This is a genomic window from Pseudomonas sp. OTU5201, from assembly GCF_038440135.1.
In the GTDB taxonomy this organism is placed as follows: Bacteria; Pseudomonadota; Gammaproteobacteria; order Pseudomonadales; family Pseudomonadaceae; genus Metapseudomonas; species Metapseudomonas resinovorans.
In genome coordinates, this window is sequence record NZ_JASATC010000010.1 from 1 (window position 1) to 21,558 (window position 21,558).

19 protein-coding genes and 1 tRNA gene are annotated in these 21,558 nt (G+C 62.6%); 9 read left to right on the plus strand and 11 right to left on the minus strand.

Translation table 11 applies throughout. From position 1 onward, the window contains the following. Positions 1-164: 164 nt before the first annotated feature. Together ycaC and AAHM40_RS08270 are read left to right on the plus strand one after the other, a co-directional pair. Complete coding sequence (ycaC, locus tag AAHM40_RS08265; RefSeq protein ID WP_342244202.1) at positions 165-788, plus strand: isochorismate family cysteine hydrolase YcaC; 624 nt, start codon at positions 165-167, stop codon at positions 786-788. Between the two features lie 320 nt (positions 789-1,108). After that, complete coding sequence (locus AAHM40_RS08270; protein WP_342244203.1) at positions 1,109-1,879, plus strand: substrate-binding periplasmic protein; 771 nt, start codon at positions 1,109-1,111, stop codon at positions 1,877-1,879. 13 nt (positions 1,880-1,892) lie between these two features. Here the strand turns inward: AAHM40_RS08270 and AAHM40_RS08275 are convergent, their stop codons facing one another. Then, complete coding sequence (locus tag AAHM40_RS08275; protein WP_342244204.1) at positions 1,893-2,795, minus strand: LysR family transcriptional regulator; 903 nt, start codon at positions 2,793-2,795, stop codon at positions 1,893-1,895. A 311-nt stretch (positions 2,796-3,106) separates the two neighbouring features. On the opposite strand from AAHM40_RS08275, the gene AAHM40_RS08280 reads away from it, so the two are divergent. Both AAHM40_RS08280 and AAHM40_RS08285 read left to right on the plus strand, forming a co-directional pair. Beyond that, positions 3,107-4,606, plus strand: coding sequence for a purine-cytosine permease family protein (locus tag AAHM40_RS08280; RefSeq protein WP_342244205.1), 1,500 nt, complete (start codon positions 3,107-3,109; stop codon positions 4,604-4,606). A 25-nt stretch (positions 4,607-4,631) separates the two neighbouring features. Then, positions 4,632-5,477, plus strand: coding sequence for a nitrilase family protein (locus AAHM40_RS08285; protein ID WP_342244206.1), 846 nt, complete (start codon positions 4,632-4,634; stop codon positions 5,475-5,477). Positions 5,478-5,561: 84 nt separating this feature from the next. Here the strand turns inward: AAHM40_RS08285 and AAHM40_RS08290 are convergent, their stop codons facing one another. Next, on the minus strand, positions 5,562-5,864 hold the full coding sequence (locus AAHM40_RS08290; protein ID WP_342244207.1) for a hypothetical protein: 303 nt from the start codon (positions 5,862-5,864) through the stop codon (positions 5,562-5,564). Between the two features lie 280 nt (positions 5,865-6,144). On the opposite strand from AAHM40_RS08290, the gene AAHM40_RS08295 reads away from it, so the two are divergent. Continuing rightward, entirely contained in the window at positions 6,145-6,471 is a 327-nt protein-coding gene (locus AAHM40_RS08295; RefSeq protein WP_342244208.1) for a DUF2388 domain-containing protein, read from the plus strand. A 508-nt stretch (positions 6,472-6,979) separates the two neighbouring features. Here AAHM40_RS08295 and AAHM40_RS08300 read toward each other — a convergent pair. Beyond that, a complete protein-coding gene (locus AAHM40_RS08300; RefSeq protein ID WP_446731551.1) occupies positions 6,980-7,369 on the minus strand; it encodes a helix-turn-helix domain-containing protein in 390 nt (129 codons plus the stop codon). Positions 7,370-8,025: 656 nt separating this feature from the next. On the opposite strand from AAHM40_RS08300, the gene AAHM40_RS08310 reads away from it, so the two are divergent. Next, positions 8,026-9,381 carry an MFS transporter gene (locus AAHM40_RS08310; protein WP_342244209.1) on the plus strand — a complete coding sequence of 452 codons (1,356 nt, stop codon included), beginning with the start codon at positions 8,026-8,028 and terminating at the stop codon, positions 9,379-9,381. A 125-nt stretch (positions 9,382-9,506) separates the two neighbouring features. Beyond that, on the plus strand, positions 9,507-9,794 hold the full coding sequence (gene nadS, locus AAHM40_RS08315; protein WP_342244210.1) for a NadS family protein: 288 nt from the start codon (positions 9,507-9,509) through the stop codon (positions 9,792-9,794). Positions 9,795-9,886: 92 nt separating this feature from the next. Here the strand turns inward: nadS and AAHM40_RS08320 are convergent. The 4 genes from AAHM40_RS08320 to AAHM40_RS08335 form a co-directional block, all read right to left on the minus strand. Then, positions 9,887-9,960: transfer RNA gene (locus tag AAHM40_RS08320), tRNA-Gly, on the minus strand. 98 nt (positions 9,961-10,058) lie between these two features. Next, a complete protein-coding gene (locus tag AAHM40_RS08325) occupies positions 10,059-10,940 on the minus strand; it encodes an alpha/beta fold hydrolase (protein WP_028628847.1) in 882 nt (293 codons plus the stop codon). A 398-nt stretch (positions 10,941-11,338) separates the two neighbouring features. Further along, positions 11,339-12,031, minus strand: a complete 693-nt coding sequence (locus AAHM40_RS08330) for a pseudouridine synthase (protein WP_342244211.1) — start codon at positions 12,029-12,031, stop codon at positions 11,339-11,341. After that, entirely contained in the window at positions 12,031-12,243 is a 213-nt protein-coding gene (locus AAHM40_RS08335) for a cysteine-rich CWC family protein (protein ID WP_342244212.1), read from the minus strand. The genes AAHM40_RS08330 and AAHM40_RS08335 overlap by 1 nt, the downstream gene beginning before the upstream one ends. 263 nt (positions 12,244-12,506) lie before the next feature. Between AAHM40_RS08335 and pcsA the strand changes: the two genes are divergently transcribed. Further along, positions 12,507-13,229, plus strand: a complete 723-nt coding sequence (gene pcsA, locus AAHM40_RS08340) for a phosphatidylcholine synthase (protein ID WP_342244213.1) — start codon at positions 12,507-12,509, stop codon at positions 13,227-13,229. A 602-nt stretch (positions 13,230-13,831) separates the two neighbouring features. On the opposite strand, the gene AAHM40_RS08350 is transcribed toward pcsA, so the two are convergent. The 4 genes from AAHM40_RS08350 to AAHM40_RS08365 all read right to left on the minus strand — a co-directional run bounded on the left by AAHM40_RS08350 (position 13,832) and on the right by AAHM40_RS08365 (position 18,961). Beyond that, the gene (locus AAHM40_RS08350; RefSeq protein ID WP_342244214.1) at positions 13,832-15,094 is read right to left on the minus strand and encodes an OprD family porin; all 1,263 of its coding nucleotides are present in this window, start codon (positions 15,092-15,094) and stop codon (positions 13,832-13,834) included. A 150-nt stretch (positions 15,095-15,244) separates the two neighbouring features. After that, complete coding sequence (locus tag AAHM40_RS08355; protein ID WP_342244215.1) at positions 15,245-16,894, minus strand: cation acetate symporter; 1,650 nt, start codon at positions 16,892-16,894, stop codon at positions 15,245-15,247. Continuing rightward, entirely contained in the window at positions 16,891-17,220 is a 330-nt protein-coding gene (locus AAHM40_RS08360; RefSeq protein WP_280286665.1) for a DUF485 domain-containing protein, read from the minus strand. The genes AAHM40_RS08355 and AAHM40_RS08360 overlap by 4 nt, the downstream gene beginning before the upstream one ends. A 118-nt stretch (positions 17,221-17,338) precedes the next feature. Next, a complete protein-coding gene (locus tag AAHM40_RS08365; protein ID WP_342244216.1) occupies positions 17,339-18,961 on the minus strand; it encodes an acyl-CoA synthetase in 1,623 nt (540 codons plus the stop codon). A 321-nt stretch (positions 18,962-19,282) separates the two neighbouring features. On the opposite strand from AAHM40_RS08365, the gene AAHM40_RS08370 reads away from it, so the two are divergent. Next, positions 19,283-21,535, plus strand: a complete 2,253-nt coding sequence (locus AAHM40_RS08370; RefSeq protein WP_342244217.1) for a PAS domain-containing sensor histidine kinase — start codon at positions 19,283-19,285, stop codon at positions 21,533-21,535. Positions 21,536-21,558: the final 23 nt, after the last annotated feature.

The following is a 21,558-nucleotide window of genomic DNA, read 5'->3' on the forward strand; positions in this document are numbered from 1 at the left end:
CCAAGAGCCTTGTCGGAGCTGGCTTGCCAGCGAAACGCCGCCATTCGCTGGCAAGCCAGCTCCTACGGGCAATGCAGCTACCTGCAACACGTCATGCAGACATAGCCAATGAATTCGCCCCTACGGAAAAGCAGTTCGCCACCACCCAAGTAAGGAAAAATGCCATGACAATTCGCTATAACCGCCTCGACAAGGACAACGCCGCTGTACTGCTGGTCGACCACCAGGCCGGCCTGCTGTCACTGGTCCGTGATTTCACCCCCGACGAGTTCAAGAACAACGTGCTGGCCCTGGCCGACATCGCCAAGTTCTTCAACCTGCCGACCATCCTCACCACCAGCTTCGAAAGCGGCCCCAACGGCCCGCTGGTACCGGAGCTGAAAGCGATGTTCCCGGACGCGCCCTACATTCCGCGCCCCGGCCAGATCAACGCCTGGGACAACGAAGACTTCGTCAAAGCCGTCAAGGCCACCGGCAAGAAGCAACTGATCATCGCGGGCGTTGTGACTGACGTGTGCGTGGCCTTCCCAACCCTGTCGGCCATCGAAGAAGGTTTCGACGTGTTCGTGGTGACCGACGCTTCCGGCACCTTCAACCCGGTGGTGCGCGATGCCGCCCTGAACCGCATGAGCCAGGCGGGCGCACAACTGATGAACTGGTTCGCAGTGGGCTGCGAGCTGCACCGTGACTGGCGCAACGACATCGATGGCTTCGGCGGCCTGCTGGCGAGCCACCTGCCGGCCTACGCCAACCTGATGCAGAGCTATTCGTCGCTGAACGCCAAGTAAGTTCGTCGCGGTAAAGCAGAAATGCCCGCACTGAGCGGGCATTTCTGTTTGTGGATGCGCCCAGCGCCGCAGGCGGTCGCTTCGCGGAGACTCCGAAACGAGGGCGCCGCCTGAAGCGGTCGCGCAAGAACGATCCAGTGCCACATTCGGGGGCTCGGCACACTGGCTCGCATCTCATGAGGAACAAGCAAGGAAGACCCCAGGGCAGGCACCGGCCATGTCAAATTCTGGGTGCCACCAAAAGACTGAAAAGGGGGGGAGACTGCCGACTTCCCGCCAGCCTAAACTGGCGGGCATTTCTGCAAGGCTCTTGCCCTTCTATGCCAATCCCGCTGGTCAAATGCCGTTGTCGAGCACAGCGTTTCGTCACGCTGTTGCTCGCTATTTTCTGGCTGCAGTCCGGGCTGGCCGCTGAGCCGGCGGAATACCTCATCGGCGTGGAGCAGGTGGATTATTACCCGATCTACTCCGCCGTAGCGCCGGACTACCCGTACCGTGGCTACGCCCGCGATCTGCTGGACCTGTTCGCGGCGCGGGAGAACCTGCACTTCACCTACGTGGCGCTGCCGGTGCGGCGCTTGTCCCATGCCTACCTGACGGGTCGGCTGGACCTGGTTTTCCCTGACAATCCGCGTTGGGAGGCGGCGCACAAGCCTTCCCACATCGCTTATTCACAGCCGGTGCTGCAGTTTCAGGACGTCATGCTGGTATTGCCCGAGCGCAAGGGCCAGCCGCGTGAGAACTTCCATCGGCTTGGCTTCGTTCGCGGTTTCACACCGTGGAAGTTCCAGGGCGACATCGCCGCCGGACGGGTTGTCATCGAAGAGGCGCCGAACCCGGAAGGGCTGATTCACATGGTCCTGGCCGGCCATATAGACGCCGCCAACATGGCGCAGCAAGTGGCGCACTTTCACCTCAAGCGTGAGGGGCGGGAGAACGGCCTGGTGGTGGAGCCCGGCTTGCTGCCGCTTCGAGACAGCTTCTATCACCTGTCGAGCATTCGGCATCCGGAGCTGATCCGTCGTTTCGATGCTTTTCTTCAGCGAGAGCAGCAGGCGATTCAGGCATTGAAGGCGAAGTACGGCTTGTGAGCTGTGTTCGGGCTCAGGCTGCTTTGAACACGTCCATCAATTCTGCCAGAAAGGTGCTCACCAACTCGCTCTGCCGGGTGGAGCGCCTCACCGCCACGTGGAACTGCACCTCATAGCGCAGTTGCGCCGGATCGAGCGCGCGAAGTTGCTCCAGTTCCACATGCCGCGCCGCATAGTGCTGTGGCAGAAAGCCCAGGTGCTGGCCGGAGAGAATCAGCAGGGCGGCGCCGTCCATGCTGTCGGTGAGGGCGGTCAAGCGGTCGATGGCGGCAGGCGCTGGCATTTCCGGCAACGGGTGGCTGGGCCAGACCCATTCGTGCTTGGCCACGTCCTGGCTGGCGAGTGAGCCCGCCTGTTCGTAGAGCGGGTGCGAGGAGCCGCAGTAGGCAATCTGCGTTTCAGAGAACAGCGAGAAGTAGTCGAGGCTGTCGTGCCGCCGCCAGAAGTAGCCGATGGCAAGGTCGAGGTGGCCGTTCACCAGTTTTTCTTCGAGGAATGACGACGACAGTTCGGTGAACTGGAAATACAGCCCCTGGTTCCGCGCGCGCAGACGGGCGATGGCCTGGGCGACTTTCTTGTTGGCGGTTGGGTCGATCTGCCCGAGCAGGCCGACATTCAGCGTGCCGGTGAGCGTGCGGTTGATGTGTTGCACCTCCAGGCGGAAGCCTTCGGCTGCGGCCAGTAGACGGCGCGCCGCCTCGACGAACTGGCTGCCTTTGGCTGTGAGGGCGAAACCGGCCCGGCCGCGCTGGCACAGGCGGAATCCCACGCGGGTTTCCAGCGAGGCCAGTTGCGCGCTGATGGTGGGTTGCGAGGTGTTGAGCGCGGTCTGCGCAGCCGAAATACCGCCCGCCTCGACAACGGCGAGGAAGACGCGGATCAAGCGGATATCCAGCTCGGATACGTTCCCCAGCATGCAGCCTCCGAAAGTGCATTACATAGAGTTCAATCTATGTGAACAGTTGGCCCGCGCTATTTTAAGCACCTGCCTGGGCGCCTAGATTGCGGCTTCAGCGGCAGGGCTGATAGCCAGAAGGGATAAGGGCAGGAGCCAGATCGCGGGCGCGTCATCATAGGGCGCGTTCGGGGGCGTTCGCCACAGGGCTTGTGCGGCGCTACCTCACCCAACATAGATGAAGCCGATGTATGGCAGGGGCCTTGCGTAGTCCGCGAGCCACATCCTCACAAGAACAACAGTTCGCTCGACCGAGAGCGAAGGAGCATCCCATGTCAGGGTCCACCCAGCCCGCCCAGGCGGCTGACGTCAACGGCGGCCTGGCCATCGAAGGCCACTCGATCGACTACATTCCCGAATCCGAGCGCCATGCCCGGCTCAGCAGCCAAGGGCCGTTCTGGTTCCTCGGCAACTTCCATTTCTTCACCATCTCCATCGGCTTCGTCGGCCCGAGCCTCGGGCTGTCCGCCCTGTGGACAACCCTGGCCGGAGCACTGGGTATCATGTTCGGCACCCTGTTCATGGCCTTCCACGGTTCCCAGGGGCCGGAGATGGGGCTGCCGCAGATGATCCAGTCGCGCGCGCAATTCGGTTATCGCGGGGTGGTGCTGGCGTTGTTGGCGACCATGTTCGTGTTCGTTGGCTTCAACGTGGTGAACGTCTCGCTGATCATCGATGGCCTGAACAACGTCTTCGGGCTGGACCCCATCCCCGTGGCTTGCGCGGTGATTGCCATCGGCGCGCTGCTGGCGATTTACGGCCACGATCTGATGCACAAGGCCTTCAAGTGGGCGCTGATGCTGACTCTGCCGCTCTATGCGCTGGTGACCGTCGCGCTGATACTCGGCGCCGGACAGGTGGAGGCGGCCGAGCCGGCCAGCCTCGGTTTCAGCTGGGTAGCCTTCGCCACCCAGTTCGCCATCGCCGCCAGCTACAACATCTCCTACGCGCCCTATGTGTCCGACTACTCGCGCTACCTGCCGAAGAACACCAGCCGGCCCAAGCTGATCGCAGCGGTGTTCCTCGGTGCCTCTCTGTCGGGCGCGTGGATGATCGGTCTCGGCGCCTGGCTGGCGCAGTTGCTGCAGGCGTCCGATGCGCTGGTGGCGCTGGACCGCGTGGGCACTGCCCTCATGCCGGGGCTGGGTCATGTGCTGGTACTGGTGTCGGTGGTGGGCTTCCTGCCTGTGATCGCGCTCAACACCTACAGCGCCATGCTGACCCTGCTCACGGGGATCGATTCCATTCGCCGCATCGACCCCACGCCGCGTGCACGGGTGCTGTCGATACTCGTCATCACGTTGGTGGTCCTGGCCTGCGTGCTGTCTATCCGCGGTAACGGCATCTCCATCCTCAACACCTTCTTGGTGCTGATGCTCTACTTCCTGGTGCCCTGGACCGCCGTGAACCTGGTGGACTACTTCTTCGTGCGAAGGGGCCGCTATGCGATCCCGCACTTCTTCACGCCCAAGGGTATGTATGGCGCCTGGCAGCTACGGGGCATCGTTGCCTATATGGTGGGCTTCGCCTGCATGGTCCCGTTCTTCTTCATCTTCGATGCCGCCGCCGGCCAGGAGGTTTTCGTCGGCCCCATGGCGCGCCTGCTGGACGGCGTGGATATCGCCTGGCTGGTGGGACTGCTGGTCTCCGGCCTGACCTACTTCATCCTCAGCCGCTCGCTCGACCTGGATGGCGAACGACGCCTCATCGACAGCCTCAGCGAGCGCGACATCCTCGCCATCGCCCGACCGGGCGCGGACCCGGCGCAGTGACTGAAACAGCAGGGAGTACAACCCAGTGAACGCCTCCAGAAACATCTCGGTAGCCTGCTGCCAGCTGGCGCCGAAAGTCGGCGACCTCGCCCATAACCGTCGCATCACCGAGCGGGCCATCCGCGCGGCGGCGCTGCAGGGCGCCCGGGTGGTGGTGCTGCCGGAACTGGTGCAGAGCGGGTATGTCTTCCACGACCTGACCGAGGCGCTGACCCTGGCCGAGCCGCTGGACGGGCCGACGCTGCAACTGTGGCAGGCCCTTGCCCGCGAGCTGGAGATCGTCATCGTCGGCGGTTTCTGCGAGCGGCTGGATGCACAGCGGGTTGCCAACAGCGCGGCCCTGGTGGACGCCACGGGTGTGCGCGCGATTTACCGCAAGGCTCACCTGTGGGACGCCGAGAACGCCATCTTCACCGCCGGTAGCGAACCGCCGCCGGTGGTGGAAACTGCCTTCGGGCGGATCGGCGTGATGGTCTGCTACGACCTGGAATTCCCCGAATGGGTGCGCCTGCCCGCATTGGCCGGTGCGGACCTGCTCTGCGCACCGGTCAACTGGCCGGACGGTCCGCGCCCGCCCATCGAGCGCCCGGCCGAAGTGGTGCGCGTGCAGGCCAATGCCGCAGTCAATCGCCTCTTCATCGCCGCCTGCGACCGTCATGGAACGGAGCGCGGGGTGAGCTGGGTGCAAGGCTCGGTCATTGTCGACCCGGACGGCTACCCGCTGGCCGGGCCGGCCGAGGAGGGCGGGGAACAGATCCTGATGGCCACCCTGAAGCTGGACGACGCGCGCAACAAACGCATCAGCCAGCACAACCACCTGCATGACGACCGTCGCCCGGAGTTGTATGGCGTGGGTGGATTGCTGGAGTAGCTGGCGGCATTCCTGTAGGAGCGAGCTTGCTCGCGAACGGGGATCTCTTCGCGAGCAGGGCTCGTTCCTACGACGTTTGCTTGCCTAATCCGCTATCGCATCTGCAACGACGGCTTGGGACGGAGACTGCTGCTCCTTGATGCAAAACAGGACCATATGGAAGTCGGCGTGCCATTCCGACTCGCAACGGCTGCGAATCGCTCCGCTGTAGCCGGCAACCGCATCGGCCGCTTCACGCTGTTCCTCCAGGCAGTAGGCGCGCATGGCGTCACCGCTCCATTTCTCCAGGCAATGCGCCTGAATGGCCGACTCGCTGGCCTGGACGCTGGAGATATAGATGGCTGAAAGGCAAGTGGCAGTGGCAATCAAGTGCTTTTTGTACGGCATGGTTGGGCTCGCGCTCCCCTGGGAAGGTCGGCTCTCCTGGCCAGCGAATTACCGGATGCAGTGATTGGAAACCCTGAATGCGCTGCGCGCGGAGCCCTGAACAACGCTGCTCCTGTGCGCAGTGGTGGTGCAGTCTAGTACAGCGTGGGTGGCAGGGTTCCGAGGTCGGATGTCGCAACCGGACAGACGGCGGGTGAAAAGCGCGGTGACCGGTCAAGGTAGGCTGGAACTCGTTTCACAGGCCGCACTCTGAGGGGAACGCAAACACCAAGGAGTCACCATGCGTTTCCGCATCACCGCTGCAACCCTCACCTTCATTGCCCTTCCTTACACATCGGCCATGGCACGGGATCATAACGATGACCTGCTGCGCAACCTCATCTCCACCGGGGCCACGACGGCCTCCACCTACCTGACCAGCGGCGGCGACGACAAACTCGTCGGTCCGGTGCAAGACGACGCCAGCAGCTTCATCGCCAGTGAGGGCGAGATTCGAGGGCCGTACCTCGAAGCGGAGCTGCAACGGCTTCGCAGCGAGAATCCTGAGCTGCAAGCGCGCAGCGACCTGGAGCTAGCGGGGGCGATTCTGACGGCTGAGCCGCGCTGATCGTTTTCGAGGCCCATCGATTCAGGGAAGGGACAGGCCTATCGTCCTGTCCCTTCCCTGATCTATGGATGGTGCCGGGAAGCGGCAATGCCTTAGTCGTGTGAGAAAGGGCTGATTGGAGCAGGGATAGCGCGCAGCCCCAGGCCGAGAGCAAGGTCGTGAGCGGCAGCCTAATCGGCGATCAGGGGTTGCATCGCGGAACGCTTGAAACGTCATGTCGACTATTGGCTGGTCTGCTCACCCCAAGAGCGCGTCAGCGTCTACGACAAAGAAAACCTACCCGTGGCAGCCCGCCAGCATCTACCGGTACGGCAATCGATTGGTGAGCGGTACTGCCTCATCACGCCCACAACTGGCATCCACAACCTAGGTTCTGATAATCAGCGGTGCACGGCGAGGCGTGCTTCTGCTCAGTCGCCTGCGTGCTCAGCCAAGTCATTGTTCGACGGAAAGAAAAGCCCCGGCTATTTACCAGGGCTTCTCATGTGGTGGCAGTTGCTCGGGTCGTTCAGAGGAAAACGTCTGCCGGTACCTTGAAGCGTTCCGCTAGTGCACGGATGTGGCGGACATTGAGCTGGCGCTTGCCATTGAGGATTTCGGACACGACGGACTGAGCACCGATCTCCGGCAGATCGCTCTGGGTGAGGCTGTGCTCGTGCATCAAATAGCGCAACACTTCATGCCCCGGGGCATCGGGGATGGCGTAGTGCTCTGCATCATAGGCAGCGATCAGGTCGCCCATCTGCGAGGCCAGACTGGCAAGTGGGTGATTTTCGGTACCGGCAATCTCGTCGAGCAGTTCGTCGAGGCTTTCGACCAGCGCGTCGTAGGTCGCTTCGGTATGCGGCGGCGTAAGCAGTGGAGCAACGTAGCGCCAGTGTTCCGCGGCTTGCTTGATGTAGTGGTCAAGTAATTTCGGACACCGGCTTAAGTCTATCCGACCACGGCTTCCTGCAGTACCGGTGTTTGGTATCGGTTGTAGCTGTGTGAGCACCCGTGGTTGTAGTAATCCGTCAGGTAACGCAGTACATCGGCCTCCGCTTCGACCTGGTTGGCATAGGCCGAGGCGGGGGGGATCTTCTTCCACTTCAAGCTCCTGAAGAAACGCTCCATTGGTGCGTGTCCCAGCATTTTTACCGTCGACTCATGCACTGCGCGATGCGATAGCGCCAGGGCAGTTGGCAGAACTCAAGGGTGCTGTATTGGGCAGATTCAGCCCGCCGTGGCTGCTCTGGTCGGAGTGAAACATCAACTGCAATAGACATCTTCTGGACTGTAAAGGACGTACTCACGCGCCTGACGACGCAGCGGGCGTATGAAATTGCGGGGCTCCTGCTACATCGGTGGCAACTGGCTTAATTCGGCAAGATGGGTTGTCCGGACGCATACGATCCATTGCTTTGCACCTGAGCGACGAACAGCCATGCAGCATGGCGGTATGGAGCATATGGAGGGCGTTTCTATCGTTCGTCCGGATTGCACGCCAAGTAAAGTCGGGCTGCTGTAGAGCAATGAAAACCAGCTGTGCTGTTGGGTGGATCAAGGTTGGGCCTGTTGTCCTCAGAAACCTATTGGCCGACTAAGGCAGCCGGGCTCGCCAGCTGCCTGCGCGAAAATTGCTCCGAGGTTTTGTACCCATGTCCTGACTTGCTGCTGTCCATTCCAACAGCCCATACGGTACTCGCCATGCATTTAAATGCTGCGGTTGTAGTGTTGCTAACCAGCCTGGTGGCGGCGACCTATGGCTTCGGGATATACCTGTTTGCCCAACTCGTACCCGATATGCAGGCATCTCTGGGTTTCGGTTTTTCCTACGTGGGTACTATCACCGCTTCAGCGCAACTGGGTTTTCTACTCTGCGCAATGTTGGCGGTCTGGCTGACGCCCAAGGTCGGCGGCGGCAGGATGATAGTGGCGTCGGGCGCGTTGTGTGCACTGGCGTTGCTGCTGATTCCGTTGTCGAACAACACCTTTGTTATAGGCGTATTGCTGACCCTGTTGGCAGGCACTGCTGCGACCGTCTTTGTGCCCATGGTCGATGTCATCGCCAGGGTGGTCGCCTACCGCTACCGAGGCTTGGCCATGGGACTGGTATCCAGCGGAACCAGCTATGGAGTAGCTATCAACAGCCTGTTGGTGCCCATCTATGCCCCACAAGGGGAGTGGCGCATCGTTTGGTGGGTGGTTGGGCTGCTCACGATGGCAATGGCTGTGCTGGTGCTGGTGGTGTTCAAGAGGGGAGGCTTGCTCGGCCAAGCCTTGTCGCCAGCCTCAGCGGCAACCACAGGCGAGGTCGCCTTACCCGGCTTGCGCTCAGAGCTGATAAAACCTTGGGTATTACTGATCTGGTCGATGAACTTCTTGATAGGTTTTGCCACCTTTCCATTCCAGACCTACCTCTCGTCTTATCTGCGCACCGAGCTTGGATTTGAGGTGCAATACACTGCTCAGGTCTGGGCCGTGATCGGTTTCGTCGGCATGTTCGCCGGGCTCGCAATCGGTTGGCTCTCGGACCGGACCGGTTTACGCGCCGCGATGTTTCTGGCGTATGGCTGCGTGGCGACGGCTGCACTGATATTCGTGGCACAGCCCTTAGGTTACTGGCCCCTGGTTGCCGCAGTGCTGTTCTCCACTGCCTTCTACCCCATTTTCGGTCTTATTCCTGCGTACGTTTCCAAGTTGGCATCATCTAGCGCTATGGCCGTCTCCATCTTTGGTATCGCCAATGTGATGCAAGGCTCTGGCGGCATGCTTGGCAATTATGGTGCGGGGCTATTGGCCAATCACAGCGGCAGCTTTGTCGGGATATATGCTGTCATAAGCGGAGTTGGAGTGTTGCTGATAGTGCTGACGATAAAATTGCCCAGAGAAGCCCCAGTAGCCGCTTCTACGGGTTTAGCCGTTAGTTAATAGCGCGGGATTGGCTACTGTGGATGGGGTCGGTAGCCACAAAGTAAGCGCTCCATGTCGGCGCTGATTGAAAATTGACCCACCCTGCCGATTGAAAAATGACCCAGGGCGGCTTGCAAATCGCCATGAGCAAATTCTTTGAAGACCTGATGGAAAGCGTCCAGCAGATGGACGAAATCCACCGGGGCGAACGTCATCCCTCACGGGAGTTCACCGTGGACGCGCGGCAGGTGAAGGAAATCCGCAATGCTACTGGCCTGACCCAGGCCAAGTTCGCGGCCATGATCGATGTGCAGCTCGGCACGTTGCGTAACTGGGAGCAGGGTCGGCGTGAACCCACTGGCCCGGCTAAAGCGCTTCTGCGTGCCATTCACAATGACCCCAAGCACGTCATCCGGGCACTGTCTCACTGAGGCTGTTGGCTGGTCGATTTCGACACTTCGTCGACACTGCCAAACCCCAGAAGCGAAAAACCCCTTAAATCAGGGGCTTAGTCACAAGATTCTGGAGCGGGCGAAGGGAATCGAACCCTCGTCATGAGCTTGGGAAGCTCAGGTAATGCCATTATACGACGCCCGCGAAGGGTGCTCTTTTTACCAGAAGAGGCGGGCGAGGTGAAGCCCGGGGCAGTCACAAGTTACTGAAAGATACTTGCACCTGCCCGGGCGGCCGCGCGTTCAAACGGCAACTGCCTGGTAGTCGGCAACCTGCGGGCGAGCCATGCCCTTGGTGGCCGGAGTCTTGAGGAAGCCCAGCATGGCTTGCTGGGTCTGCAGCCAGGCGGCCTTGGTTTCGACGTCGACGAAGTGGCCGGCGTTGTCGATGACCTCGAACTGGCAATCACGCACGTGCTTGGCGAAGTGGCGGGCGTCCTCGGCCGAGGTGTATTCGTCTCGGTCGCCGTTGATGAACAGCAGCGGGATGTCGACGTTGGCCAGGCAATCCACGTAGCAGCGCGAATCCATGTTCAGGACCTGGCACACGTGGTGGTGCATCTGCAGGTATTCGTGATCGTCGAGGCTGCTGCAGTGCTTGTGATTGAAGCGCTGGTACAGGCTCGGCAGGTATTTGCCGATGGTGTTGTTCACCAGGTGGCCGACGTTGTCGCGGTCGATGGCCGAGAGGTAGTCCATGCCGCGGGTGAGGTAGTCCATCATCGGCGCGTTGAGGATGGGCGAGAAGGAGGTGACGACGGCCTTCTTGATTCGCGCCGGGCATTGGGCCAGGGCGAGCAGGGCGGAGACGCTGCCCCAGGAGAAGGACATCAGGTAATCCACCCGGAAGTGCTCGATCAGGTGGAGGAGGATGTCGGCCTCGGTCTCCTTGCCGATGAAGCGGGTGTTGTCGTTATGCGGCTTGGACTGCCCGGCATAAGGCTCGTCGAAGAGCACCACGTTGAAGTGCGGTTGCAGGTATTTCACTGTCTGCGCGAACGAGGCGGTCGTCGACAAGGAGCCGTTGACCAGAATGATGGTCTCCTTGGCTTCTGGGTTGCCGTAGAACTCCGTGTGAACCTTGTACTGGCTGTGAATCTCGACGATGGCAGTTTCCGGCCTCATGTCGTTTCCTCCTGGCGCAGATGGGTCGTGCGAGCCCTCTAAACGGCTTGGCTCGCGCTTAAGTCTTGGCAGTAGGAAAGCGCCTTTCGATGACAATCAAATGTCAGGCGAAGATTTTTAAAATTCTTTATTTATCAAGCGGATAGGTCGAAAAAAGACAGCGGTCTCCAGCGCTTTGAAGGGCGCCAGAGGGGTCTTCTAACCAGGCAGGGAACCTACGAGTGCAGAGCACAAGGGACCGCAGGGAACGCTTAGATGGTCGGCGTGACTCTTTGGTCACGCTTCGACCTTGTGTCCGATTTAAGCAGGGCATCATGTCACTCGCAAGCTCATTGAAAGGAAAAATTCTTGCAGTTCGTCGGGTTATTCGATCCCGATGTGACTCGGAGATGATCTAGCTAAAAGCAGGCCACTTCTGCATCGGTGAGTGACCGGTAGTCGCCTGGCTGCATCTGAGGGTCCAGTTTGAGCGGCCCGATGCTTTCGCGGTGCAGGCGCACCACGCGGTTCTGGAAGTGGCCGAACATGCGCTTGACCTGGTGATAGCGGCCCTCGTGGAGGGTCAGGCGGGCGGCGCGGGTGTCGAGGATGTCCAGCTGGGCGGGGAGGGTGGTCAGGTCCTCATAGGCGAAGTAGAGCCCTCGGGCGAAGGTGTCGATGTACTCGGCACCGATGGGTTGCTCGGTTTCCACGTAGTAGACCTTGGGCTGCTTGCTGCCGGGCAGCGTGAGGCGGCGCGACCAGTGCCCGTCGTTGGTGATCAGCAGCAGGCCCGTGGTGGTGAGGTCCAGGCGTCCGCCCAGGTGCAGCTCATGCTTGTCAGGCTCGTCTAGCAGGTCGAGCACGGTGGGATGCTCCGGATGCTCGGTGGCGCTGACGTGGCCGGAAGGCTTATAGAGCATGAAATAGCGCGCTGGCTTGCCGGCCTGGAGCAGCCGTTCATCTAGCTCGATTCGGTCGAACTCGCGGACCTCGAAGCGGCCATCGACGACCGTCTGTCCATCCACCCTTACCCGACCAGCGGCTAGCAGCCGGCGCGCGTCGAGGCGGTTGAATTTAGCAAGATTGCTCAAGAATCGATCAAGGCGCATCAGTTTGGTGCGTCAAGTGGCAGCGACTGTGCGCAACGGGGGCAGAGGCAGGCGCGGTCGATGTCCTGCGGCGGGATGCATTCGAGCACGGCGGGGTCGATCTTTGCCGTGAAGCACCAGCAGTCCTGGCCGGCACGGGCGGGATCGGCCTGGGTGCACTGGTTGCTCTGGCCGCAGAGTGGGCAGCGGGTCGGGTCGGACGGGGCGCTCATGAGGGGAGTTCACGGTGGAAAGGGCGCAAGGGTGCAGCCTTGCGGACAGGGGTGCAAGTGCGTGCCGATGGGCGCCGTTTCCCGATGATCGCGCGGTGGCGGACGTTGCCGTCTGGCACGGATGGCCTAGGCTCGAATAAGCAAGGTGAAGATGTCTGAAAACGACATGGCCGGATTCACAAATGTCTGAAGGCCTTTGAGAAGCTGACGCATAATCGCGGTCTATCGATTCTGTCGCCCACTATTTAGAGCAGAGCTGCCTCGTGTCCACCAACATTAGTGTCGTCAATAAAGCCAAGGCCTGGTCCGCGCACGGTGTCACTGCCACCGGTGTCGTGCTGGCCCTGATGGCCATCCTTGCCCTGTTCGACAACCAGCCCCGTGACTGCCTCCTGTGGCTGGGGGCTGCGTTGCTGGTAGATGGCCTCGACGGCACCCTCGCCCGACGCGTGCAGACCAGCACCATGCTGCCTAACTTCGACGGTTCGACCCTGGACCTGGTGATCGACTACCTCACCTACGTGTTCATCCCCGCGATCTTCATCTACCGCTACATCGACCTGCCCGAGCATACGGCGCTGGTGGCGGTGAGCCTGATCCTGGTGTCGTCGCTGTTCTGCTTCTGCAACCTGAATATGAAGAGCAGCGACAACTATTTCGTCGGCTTCCCCGCAGCCTGGAACGTGGTGGCGCTGTACATCTGGATCATCGATCCGCTGCCCGTGGTCAGCCTGTTGTTGATCTGCTTCCTTGCGGCCCTGACGCTGACCAAATTGAAGTTCCTACACCCGTTCCGTGTGCGCAAGCTGATGCCGCTGAACATCGTGGTCACCTTCGTGTGGATGATCAGCAGCATGTTCCTGATCCTTCAGCATCCCTTCTACAAGACGCTGGTGCTGGGCATCTGGTGGCTGTCCTCGGCCTACTTCGTGGGCATCTGCCTGTGGCGCAGCCTGCTGGACTGGACTCATAAGCTGAAGGCTTGATCGCTGGTCCTCGTGGGCGAATTCATTCGCGGTCGCCCAGCGCCGATTTTCTTGTAGGGGCGATGAATTCGCTCCTACAGTCGCAGCCTTCCCGCGGTCGTGTCAGCGGATTGGCCACCCCGTAATCAGGCCAATTGGCCGTAGGTCGCAAGCCCCGCCGGCATTAGTTTTGAGGCATCCCTTCCCCCCACGAGGATGCCTTGATGACCCCGCGCCTGGACTATTACGCCTCCTCTCCCGATGCGCTCAAGGCGATGCTCGCCCTGGAGGCAGCGGTGAGCAAACTACCGCTGAAATAGCCGTTGCTGGAGCACGCTCTGCTCAATGTGCCTGGCAAGAAGGGGCTGATGCTGACGGTTAACTGTGCACCGGGCCAGCGCTCCCTGGCGCACAGCCATCCGGGGTCGGTGTTCGCCTACGTGACCGAGGGCGAGGTGAACTCTCAGCTCAAGGGGCAGGCGCCCAAGCGCTGCAAGGCCGGGCGTATCTGGCGATTCGGGGAAATGCCCAACACCGATCCCGGATTGCATCCAGGCTACGTGCGGCTTCTCCGTAGAATGGATCGGCGTTGGGTATCTCCGAAGTACGGGGCTGGGCCCGTGCTACCAAAGTGGCAGCGTGTAGCTGAGGATCAGCCGGTTCTCGTCGAGGTCGTTGCCGAAGTTGGTCGAGCGTACGGTGGCGTTGCGCCATTTCACGCCGAGGTTCTTCAGTGGTCCGCTCTGCACCACGTAAGCGATGTCGGTGTCGCGTTCCCACTCCTTGCCATCCTCGCGCCCGGTGCCCAGTTCGACATCGTCGCCCGAGAGGTAGCGGGTCATGAAGGTCAGCCCCGGAATCCCCACAGCGGCGAAGTTGTAGTCGTAGCGCGCTTGCCAGGAGCGCTCCTCGCGGTTGGCAAAATCGCTGATCTGCACGAAGTTCACCAGGTAGGCGTCGCTGCCGTTGACGTAGGCGAAGCCGGTGTCGCCGCTCATGCGCTGGTAGCCCAAGCCGATGGCGTGGCCGCCCAAGCCATAGGTGAACATCGCGCCGAAGGCCTTGTTATCCACATTGCTGCCACCGTCGTCGGTGGAGCGGGCGAAGCGCAGGTCGCTCTTCAGGCTCTGGCCGTCACCCAGGGGCAGCAGGTGGTTCAGGGTCAGGTAATGCTGGCGGTAGAAGTCTTCGAGGCGGCCGTAGCCGTAGCCGGTCGTGAGGGCGTCGTTCCACTTGTAGCTGAGGTTGGCGAAGTCGAAGGCGTCGCTGGTGGTCTGGCGTGCGCGGATGTTCTTTACGCCGACGGTGGTGATGCCCATGTCCTCGTAGTCGGAGGAGTCGCGCTGGTTGACCTGAGTGAGGCGTCCGGCATCGAAGGTCAGGCCGTCGATCTCCAGGGAGTTGAGCTGGCCGCCCTCGAAGGTCTGCGGCAACAGGCGCGAGTCGTTGGCCAGCAGCACGGGGACTTTGGGCATCAGGGTGCCGAGCTTGAGGGTGCTTTTCGAGGCACGCAGCTTGGCGGTCAGGCCCAATTCGCCGTATTCGTCCTGGGCACGCTTGGGGGCTTCTCGGTCGCGCTTGAGCAGGCCGGATCCGGCGCGGTCTGGGCTGGAGTCCAGCTTCACGCCGAGCAGTCCGATGGCGTCCAGGCCAACGCCGATCTGGCCTTCGGTGAAACCCGACTCATAGCGCAGCAGGAAGCCCTGGGCCCATTCTTCGGCCTTGGCCTGGGGTGCGTTGTCCTGGCGGAAGTCGCGGTTGAAGTAGAAGTTGCGCAGCTCCAGGCTTGCCTTGCCGTCCTTGACGAAGTCGGCCAGGGCGGGAGTGGACAAGCCGAGGGCGCCGCCGGCCAGGAGTAGGCCGGTGGTGAGGGTCGTGCGGTACATGGTGGGGTCCTCTTGTTTTTGTTGTGAGGGCACAGCGGGAAGAAAAAGGGCGCGGCCCAAAGGAGCCGAGACCGCGCCATGGCTCAACAGGCGGGATCGCTCAGACAGGTCGAAGCGGGGAGGGCGCGGCGGCAAGCCGTGCCCCATCGGTCAATGGCTGCTGGCCGCTGCCGCTCCCAGGCCGGTCTGGGCACGCACGAACTGGTCGTCGTAGGCGGCGCGTTCGCGGTTGGCGCGGGCGCTGCGGTCGAGGTTGGAGACGACGACTATCACCAGGAAGGCCAGCGGCATGGAGAACAGCGCCGGGTGGTCGTAGGGGAAGATCGCCTTGGCGTGACCCAGCACGGTCACCCACACCGCCGGGGAGAGAATCACCAACACCAGCGCCGACACCAGGCCGATGAAACCGCCCCAGAGCGCACCACGGGTGGTCAGGCCCCGCCAGTACATGGCCATGATCAGTACCGGGAAGTTCGCCGAGGCGGCCACGCCGAAAGTCAGGCCCACGAGGAAGGCGATGTTCATCTGCTCGAACAGCAGCCCCAGGCCGATGGCCACCAGGCCGAGGCAGACGGTGGCGATGCGGCTGACGCGCATCTCGTCGCGCTCGCTGGCGCGGCCTTTCTTCAGCACGGTGGCGTAGAGGTCGTGGGAGATGGCCGAGGCACCGGCCAGGGCGAGGCCCGCGACCACGGCGAGGATGGTGGCGAAGGCCACGGCGGAGAGGAAGCCGAGGAACAGGTTGCCGCCTACCGCCTGGGCCAGGTGCATGGCGACCATGTTGCCGCCGCCGACCAGGGTGCCGCCCAGTTTGCCGTCGACGAAGTACTGAGGATCGGTGCCGACGATGACGATGGCGGTGTAGCCGAGCACGCAGACCACCAGGAAGAAGAAACCGATGAAGCCGGTGGCGAACAGCACCGAGCGGCGTGCTTCCCGGGCGTTGGGCACGGTGAAGAAGCGCATCAGGATATGCGGCAGGCCGGCGATGCCGAACACCAGGCCCAGGGACAACGACACGGCGTTGATCGGGTCTGCCAGCATGGAGCCGGGGCCCATGATGCCGTTGCCGATGGCGTGAGCTTCCACCGCGCGGCCGGCGAGGTTCTCGAAGCTGAAGCCGAACTCGCTCATGGCCATCAGCACCAGGGTGGTACCGCCGGCCAGCAGCAGGACGGCCTTGATGATCTGTACCCAGGTGGTGGCGATCATGCCGCCGAAAATCACGTAGACCAACATCAGCAGGCCAACCACCACTACGGCCATCTGGTAGTCGAGGCCGAACAGCAACTTGATCAGTTGGCCGGCGCCGACCATCTGCACGATCAGGTAGCAGCAGACTACAGTCAGCGAGCCGATGGCGGCGAAGCTGCGCACGCGGGTCTGGTCCAGGCGGTAGGAAACGATATCGGCGAAGGTGTAGCGCCCCAGGTTGCGCAGGCGCTCAGCCATCAGGAAGGTGATGACCGGCCAGCCGACGAAGAAGCCGATGATGTAGACGAAACCGTCGTAGCCCTTGGTGAACACCAGGCTGGTGAGGCCCAGCAGGGTGGCTGCCGACATGTAGTCACCCGCGATTGCCAGGCCGTTCTGGAAGCCCGAGATACCGCCACCAGCGGTATAGAAGTCGGCTGTAGAACGGGTTCGCCGAGCGGCCCACCAGGTGATTGCCAGGGTGCCAAGGACGAACACGAAGAACATGCCGATGGCGTTGAGGTTGAGCGCCTGTTTCTCCGCCACCAAGGGGGCGGCGAAGCTGGTCAGAGGCGCCAGGGCGAGCAGGCTGAACAGGGCTTTCATGCCTGGGCCTCCTTGATGATCTCTGCGCTGAGGCTGTCGAAGCGGGTGTTGGCGCTGCGCACGTACCAGGCGGTCAGCAGCCAGGACAGCACGATGATGGCGGCGCCCACCGGGATGCCGCGGCTGAGGTTGCTGCCGTCGTAGAGTGGCAGGTGCAGCCAGCCGGGCACGAAGGCCACCAGCATGATGAACAGGTAGTAGACCCCCAGCACGATGGCGCTGAGGGACCAGGCGAGTACGGCTCTCTGGCGTGCCAGGTTCTGGAACTTGGGGTTGGACCGGATACGGTCGAAGCTTTGGGTGAGGGCTGGGTTTTGGGTACTCATGACGGCTCCGCTTGTTGTTGTTGTCGATGCCTGTTGCCAGCCGCCGCAGCTTTTTCGGGCATGCAGCGGCCTATCCCGGCAGCCGTGGGGCTGCCGGCCTGTTTGCTCAGTCCGGCTCTTAGAGGTTCTTCGCCATGTCGCGCAGGACGTATTTCTGGATCTTGCCGGTGGAGGTCTTCGGCAATTGGGTGAAGACCACTGTCTTGGGTACCTTGAAGCCCGCCAGGTGCTCGCGGCAGAAGGCGATGATCTCCGCTTCGCGGGTCTCCTGCTGGTCGGCCTTGAGGGTGATGAAGGCACAGGGGGTTTCGCCCCACTTCTCGTCCGGGCGCGCCACCACGGCTGCTTCCAGTACCGCCGGGTGGCGATAGAGCACGCCCTCAAGCTCGATGGTAGAGATGTTCTCGCCGCCGGAGATGATGATGTCCTTCAGCCGGTCGCGGATTTCCACGTAGCCGTCCGGGTGCCACACGGCCAGGTCGCCGGTGTGGAACCAACCGCCCTCGAAGGCTTCGCTGGTGGCACTGGGGTTCTTCAGGTAGCCCTTCATCACGGTGTTGCCGCGCATGAAAATCTCGCCGATGGTCTGGCCGTCCAGGGGGACCGGTTCCAGGGTCTTCGGGTCCGCCACCATGACCCCTTCAAGGGTGGGGTAGCGCACGCCCTGGCGGGATTTGATGCGGGCGCGCTCTTCCAGGGGCAGTTCGTCCCACTCGTCATGCCAGGCGCACACGGTCACTGGGCCATAGACCTCGGTCAGGCCGTAGACGTGGGTGACGCGGATGCCCATCTCTTCCACCGCGCCGATCACCTTGGCCGGCGGCGCCGCACCCGCGACCATGGCGTTTACCGGGTGGTCGATGGCGGCCTTGGCTGATTCGGGCATGTTCACCAGGGCGTTGAGCACGATGGGTGCGCCGCACAGGTGGCTGACCTGGTGTTCGCGGATCAGGGTGAGGATCTTCTGCGGGTCCACCCGGCGCAGGAACACATGCACGCCGGCCAGGGCCGTGACCGTCCAGGGATAGCACCAGCCGTTGCAGTGAAACATCGGCAGGGTCCAGAGGTAGACCGGGTGGTTACTCATGTTCCAGGTCATCTGGTTGCCCAGTGCGTTCAGGTAGGCACCGCGATGGTGATAGACCACGCCCTTGGGATTGCCGGTGGTGCCAGAGGTGTAGTTCAGGGAAATGGCTTGCCACTCGTCCGCCGGCCACTGCCAGGCGAAGTCCGGGTCGCCTTCGGCCAGCAGCGCTTCGTAGTCGAGGTCGCTCACCGCCTGGCCTTCGCCGTATTCCGGGTCGTCGACGTCGATCACCAGTGGCGGATGGTCGAGCATGCCGATGGCGGCGTGGATCACCTCATGGAATTCACGGTCGGTGATCAGCACCCTGGCTTCGCCATGCTGCAGCATGAAGGCGATGGCTTCGGCATCGAGGCGCACATTCAAGGTATTCAGCACGGCGCCGATCATGGGCACGCCGAAGTGTGCCTCCAGCATCTGCGGAATGTTCGGCAGCATCACCGCCACCGTGTCGCCCTTGCCGATGCCACGGCCGGCCAGGGCCGAGGCCAGGCGCCGGCAGCGCGCATAAGTTTCGGCCCAGTTGCGGCGGACGGAACCGTGGATGACGGCGGGGTAGTGGGGATAAACGGCGGCGGTGCGCTCGATGAAGCTGAGGGGGGAGAGGGCGATGTGGTTGACGGCGGCGGGGGCGAGGCCCTGATCGTAGATCGACATGCTGGATACCCGGCGGCTGATTATTAGCTCTTCTTCACCGACTCACCTGGGAGTGTTCGGTAGATTTCTGGGGTGATTTATATACCAATACCGGAATAATATGGAAGTAGTTCTAGAGTAGTATAGTAAAACTACTATATTCTTGGGGTATGGGAGCGAGCTTGCCCGCGAATGCCCTGGGCGTGACGTCAGGCCCTGATCCACATGGGTCGGTCAATCGCCAGCAAACTGGCTCCTACAGCGATGTGGCGCACCTTCGCGAACATTCCGGCCCCTCGTTAGCCACGCTATCCTTGCCCACCCCCAGCCGCTGGACTCGCCATGACCCAGACTCCGGTTCGACTTCACACCTGGCTGCGCTTGCAGCGCGAGGGCGTTTCCCTGGCCGCCCGCGTCGATGCCCTGTGCCGGGCGCTGCGGGGTTGTCCCGAGGTGCGCCAGGCCTACTACCTGAGCTGGTTGCCCGGTGCGCGCATCTACAGTCATGAAGGCAGCGGCCAGCAGCTACCGCCGGGGCAGGGCGACCCGCTGCAGGCCAGCGACGAAGTCCTTGCCGCACGCCTGGCGGAAGTGGGTCGGCTGGGGTTGGACCAGTTGCGTCAGCTCGACTGTTGGCTGGCCGGGCGCTTGCGTCGCGCCGCCATCAGCCACGGCCAGGCCTTTGACCTCGCGCTGGAAAGCGGGCAGCAGGGGCTGCTGCTGGTGGAGGTGCGTGAGGGGGGGAGCCTGGATTGGCTGGGCTGGGTCCACGAACTGCTCACGACCCTGCTCGGCAGCGTCAACGGCTTGCTGCGTGCGTCGCCACTGCTTGGTCATGATCCGCAGCCGAGCCTGCTGGTAGATGCCGAGGCCCGGCCGTTGGAGTTGAATGCTGCGCTGCTGGCGATGCTCGGGGAAATGCCCCTGGTCGAGGTGCTGCGCTTCCTGCCGGTGAACCACGCCTCGCTGGTGCACGCCTGCCTTGCCCAGACACGCGCCATCGAAGGGGTGGAAGCTCAATGTGGCGAGCGCATGCTGATCTGGACCTATATCCCTGACCCACAGGAACGGCGCGTGCTGGCGCGTTGCCGTGAGGCGACCGCGCAGATTCTCACCGAGCGTGAGGCGGCGCGAGCACGGCGGCTGTACCGGCTGATCACCGAGAACACCACCGACCTGATTTCCCGTCACACACCTGAAGGTCGCTTTCTCGATGCTTCACCGGCCTCCTGGACGCTGCTCGGCTACTGGCCGGAAGAATTGCGCGGGCAACTCGCCCAGTGCCTGTTCCATCCTCAGGAGCTCGCCCAACTGGTGCAGCGCGCCCGCGACGCGCTCGAGCAGGACGGCTACCACACCATGACCTACCGCATCCGTCATCGCGCGGGGCATTACCTCTGGTTCGAAACCGCCAGCCGTGCCATCCGCGAGACGTACACCGGAGCCGTGGTGGAGGTGGTGAGCGTATCCCGCGATATCACTGCGCGGGTGCAGGCCGAGGAGAACAAGCGGCGTTTGGCCGAGGTGGTGGAAGCCAATACCGACCCGGTGCTTTTCGTCGATCCGGACGGGCACATCACCTACCTCAACCCGGCGGCACGTCGTGCCCTTGGCCTGGGAGGCAAGCAGCCCATGCCAGCGCTGGCGGAGGTCATTGCCGCCGATGACCTGGCGCGTCTGCACCGCGAGGGCTGGAGCATCGCCGAGCGCAAGGGCGTGTGGAGCCTCGATTCGCGGCTGGTGCCGCCGGGCGGCGGTGCCTCGGTGCCGGTTTCCATGGTGTTGCTGGCCCATTCCAGCGCGGGTGGCGAGCGCTACTACTCGCTGGTCGCCCGCGACATGACCGAGCGCGAACTGCGCGAGGCCCAGCAGCGCCGACACCAGGACGAACTGGCGCACACCGCGCGCCTGGTGACGCTGGGCGAACTGGCCTCCGGCATCGCCCACGAGATCAACCAGCCCCTGGCGGCGGTGGTCAACTACGCCAGCGCCAGCCAGCGCTACCTGCAGTCGCTGGGGTCCAACCCGAAGGCGGCAGAGCGAGTGGCCCAAGGCCTGGAACGCATCACTGAACACGCCAACCACGCCTCGGAAGTGATCAAGCGGCTGCGAGCCTTCCTGCGCAAGGGCCAGCGCAAGATGCAGGCGCTGGACCTGGCGGAAGTCGCCCACGAGGCGGTGCGCCTCTGTTCCTGGGAAGCCAGCGCCAGCCAGGTGGCGATCGAGGAGCAATTACCGGACAATCTGCCGCCGGTCTACGCCGACCGCGTGCTGCTGGAGCAGGTGCTGCTCAACCTGCTGCGCAACGCCATCGACGCCAACCGCGAAGCCCATCCCGGCCAGGGTTCGGTGATTCGCCTGGCCGCGCATGCGGGCAACGGCCACCTGGCCATCGAGGTTCGTGACCAGGGCCCCGGCCTCGATGACGAGGCGCTGTCGCGTATCTTCACCCCGTTTTACACCAGCAAGCCGGATGGCCTGGGCCTGGGGTTGTCGATGAGCCGCAGCATCGTCGAAGGGTTCGGGGGTTCCCTCGACGGGATGCCGGGCGAGGAGGGCGGGTTGCTGATGCGCTGCCGCCTGCCCCTGCAATAACAAGAACAGGAAAGGAGAGGGAT

Bases quoted from the DNA above. Each gene is read 5' to 3' on its own strand.
- ycaC (WP_342244202.1), top strand. From the start codon at position 165: ATGACAATTCGCTATAACCGCCTCGACAAGGACAACGCCGCTGTACTG.
- AAHM40_RS08270 (WP_342244203.1), top strand. From the start codon at position 1,109: ATGCCAATCCCGCTGGTCAAATGCCGTTGTCGAGCACAGCGTTTCGTC.
- AAHM40_RS08275 (WP_342244204.1), bottom strand. From the start codon at position 2,795: ATGCTGGGGAACGTATCCGAGCTGGATATCCGCTTGATCCGCGTCTTC.
- AAHM40_RS08280 (WP_342244205.1), top strand. From the start codon at position 3,107: ATGTCAGGGTCCACCCAGCCCGCCCAGGCGGCTGACGTCAACGGCGGC.
- AAHM40_RS08290 (WP_342244207.1), bottom strand. From the start codon at position 5,864: ATGCCGTACAAAAAGCACTTGATTGCCACTGCCACTTGCCTTTCAGCC.
- AAHM40_RS08295 (WP_342244208.1), top strand. From the start codon at position 6,145: ATGCGTTTCCGCATCACCGCTGCAACCCTCACCTTCATTGCCCTTCCT.
- nadS (WP_342244210.1), top strand. From the start codon at position 9,507: ATGAGCAAATTCTTTGAAGACCTGATGGAAAGCGTCCAGCAGATGGAC.
- AAHM40_RS08325 (WP_028628847.1), bottom strand. From the start codon at position 10,940: ATGAGGCCGGAAACTGCCATCGTCGAGATTCACAGCCAGTACAAGGTT.
- AAHM40_RS08330 (WP_342244211.1), bottom strand. From the start codon at position 12,031: ATGCGCCTTGATCGATTCTTGAGCAATCTTGCTAAATTCAACCGCCTC.
- AAHM40_RS08335 (WP_342244212.1), bottom strand. From the start codon at position 12,243: ATGAGCGCCCCGTCCGACCCGACCCGCTGCCCACTCTGCGGCCAGAGC.
- AAHM40_RS08350 (WP_342244214.1), bottom strand. From the start codon at position 15,094: ATGTACCGCACGACCCTCACCACCGGCCTACTCCTGGCCGGCGGCGCC.
- AAHM40_RS08355 (WP_342244215.1), bottom strand. From the start codon at position 16,894: ATGAAAGCCCTGTTCAGCCTGCTCGCCCTGGCGCCTCTGACCAGCTTC.
- AAHM40_RS08360 (WP_280286665.1), bottom strand. From the start codon at position 17,220: ATGAGTACCCAAAACCCAGCCCTCACCCAAAGCTTCGACCGTATCCGG.
- AAHM40_RS08365 (WP_342244216.1), bottom strand. From the start codon at position 18,961: ATGTCGATCTACGATCAGGGCCTCGCCCCCGCCGCCGTCAACCACATC.
- AAHM40_RS08370 (WP_342244217.1), top strand. From the start codon at position 19,283: ATGACCCAGACTCCGGTTCGACTTCACACCTGGCTGCGCTTGCAGCGC.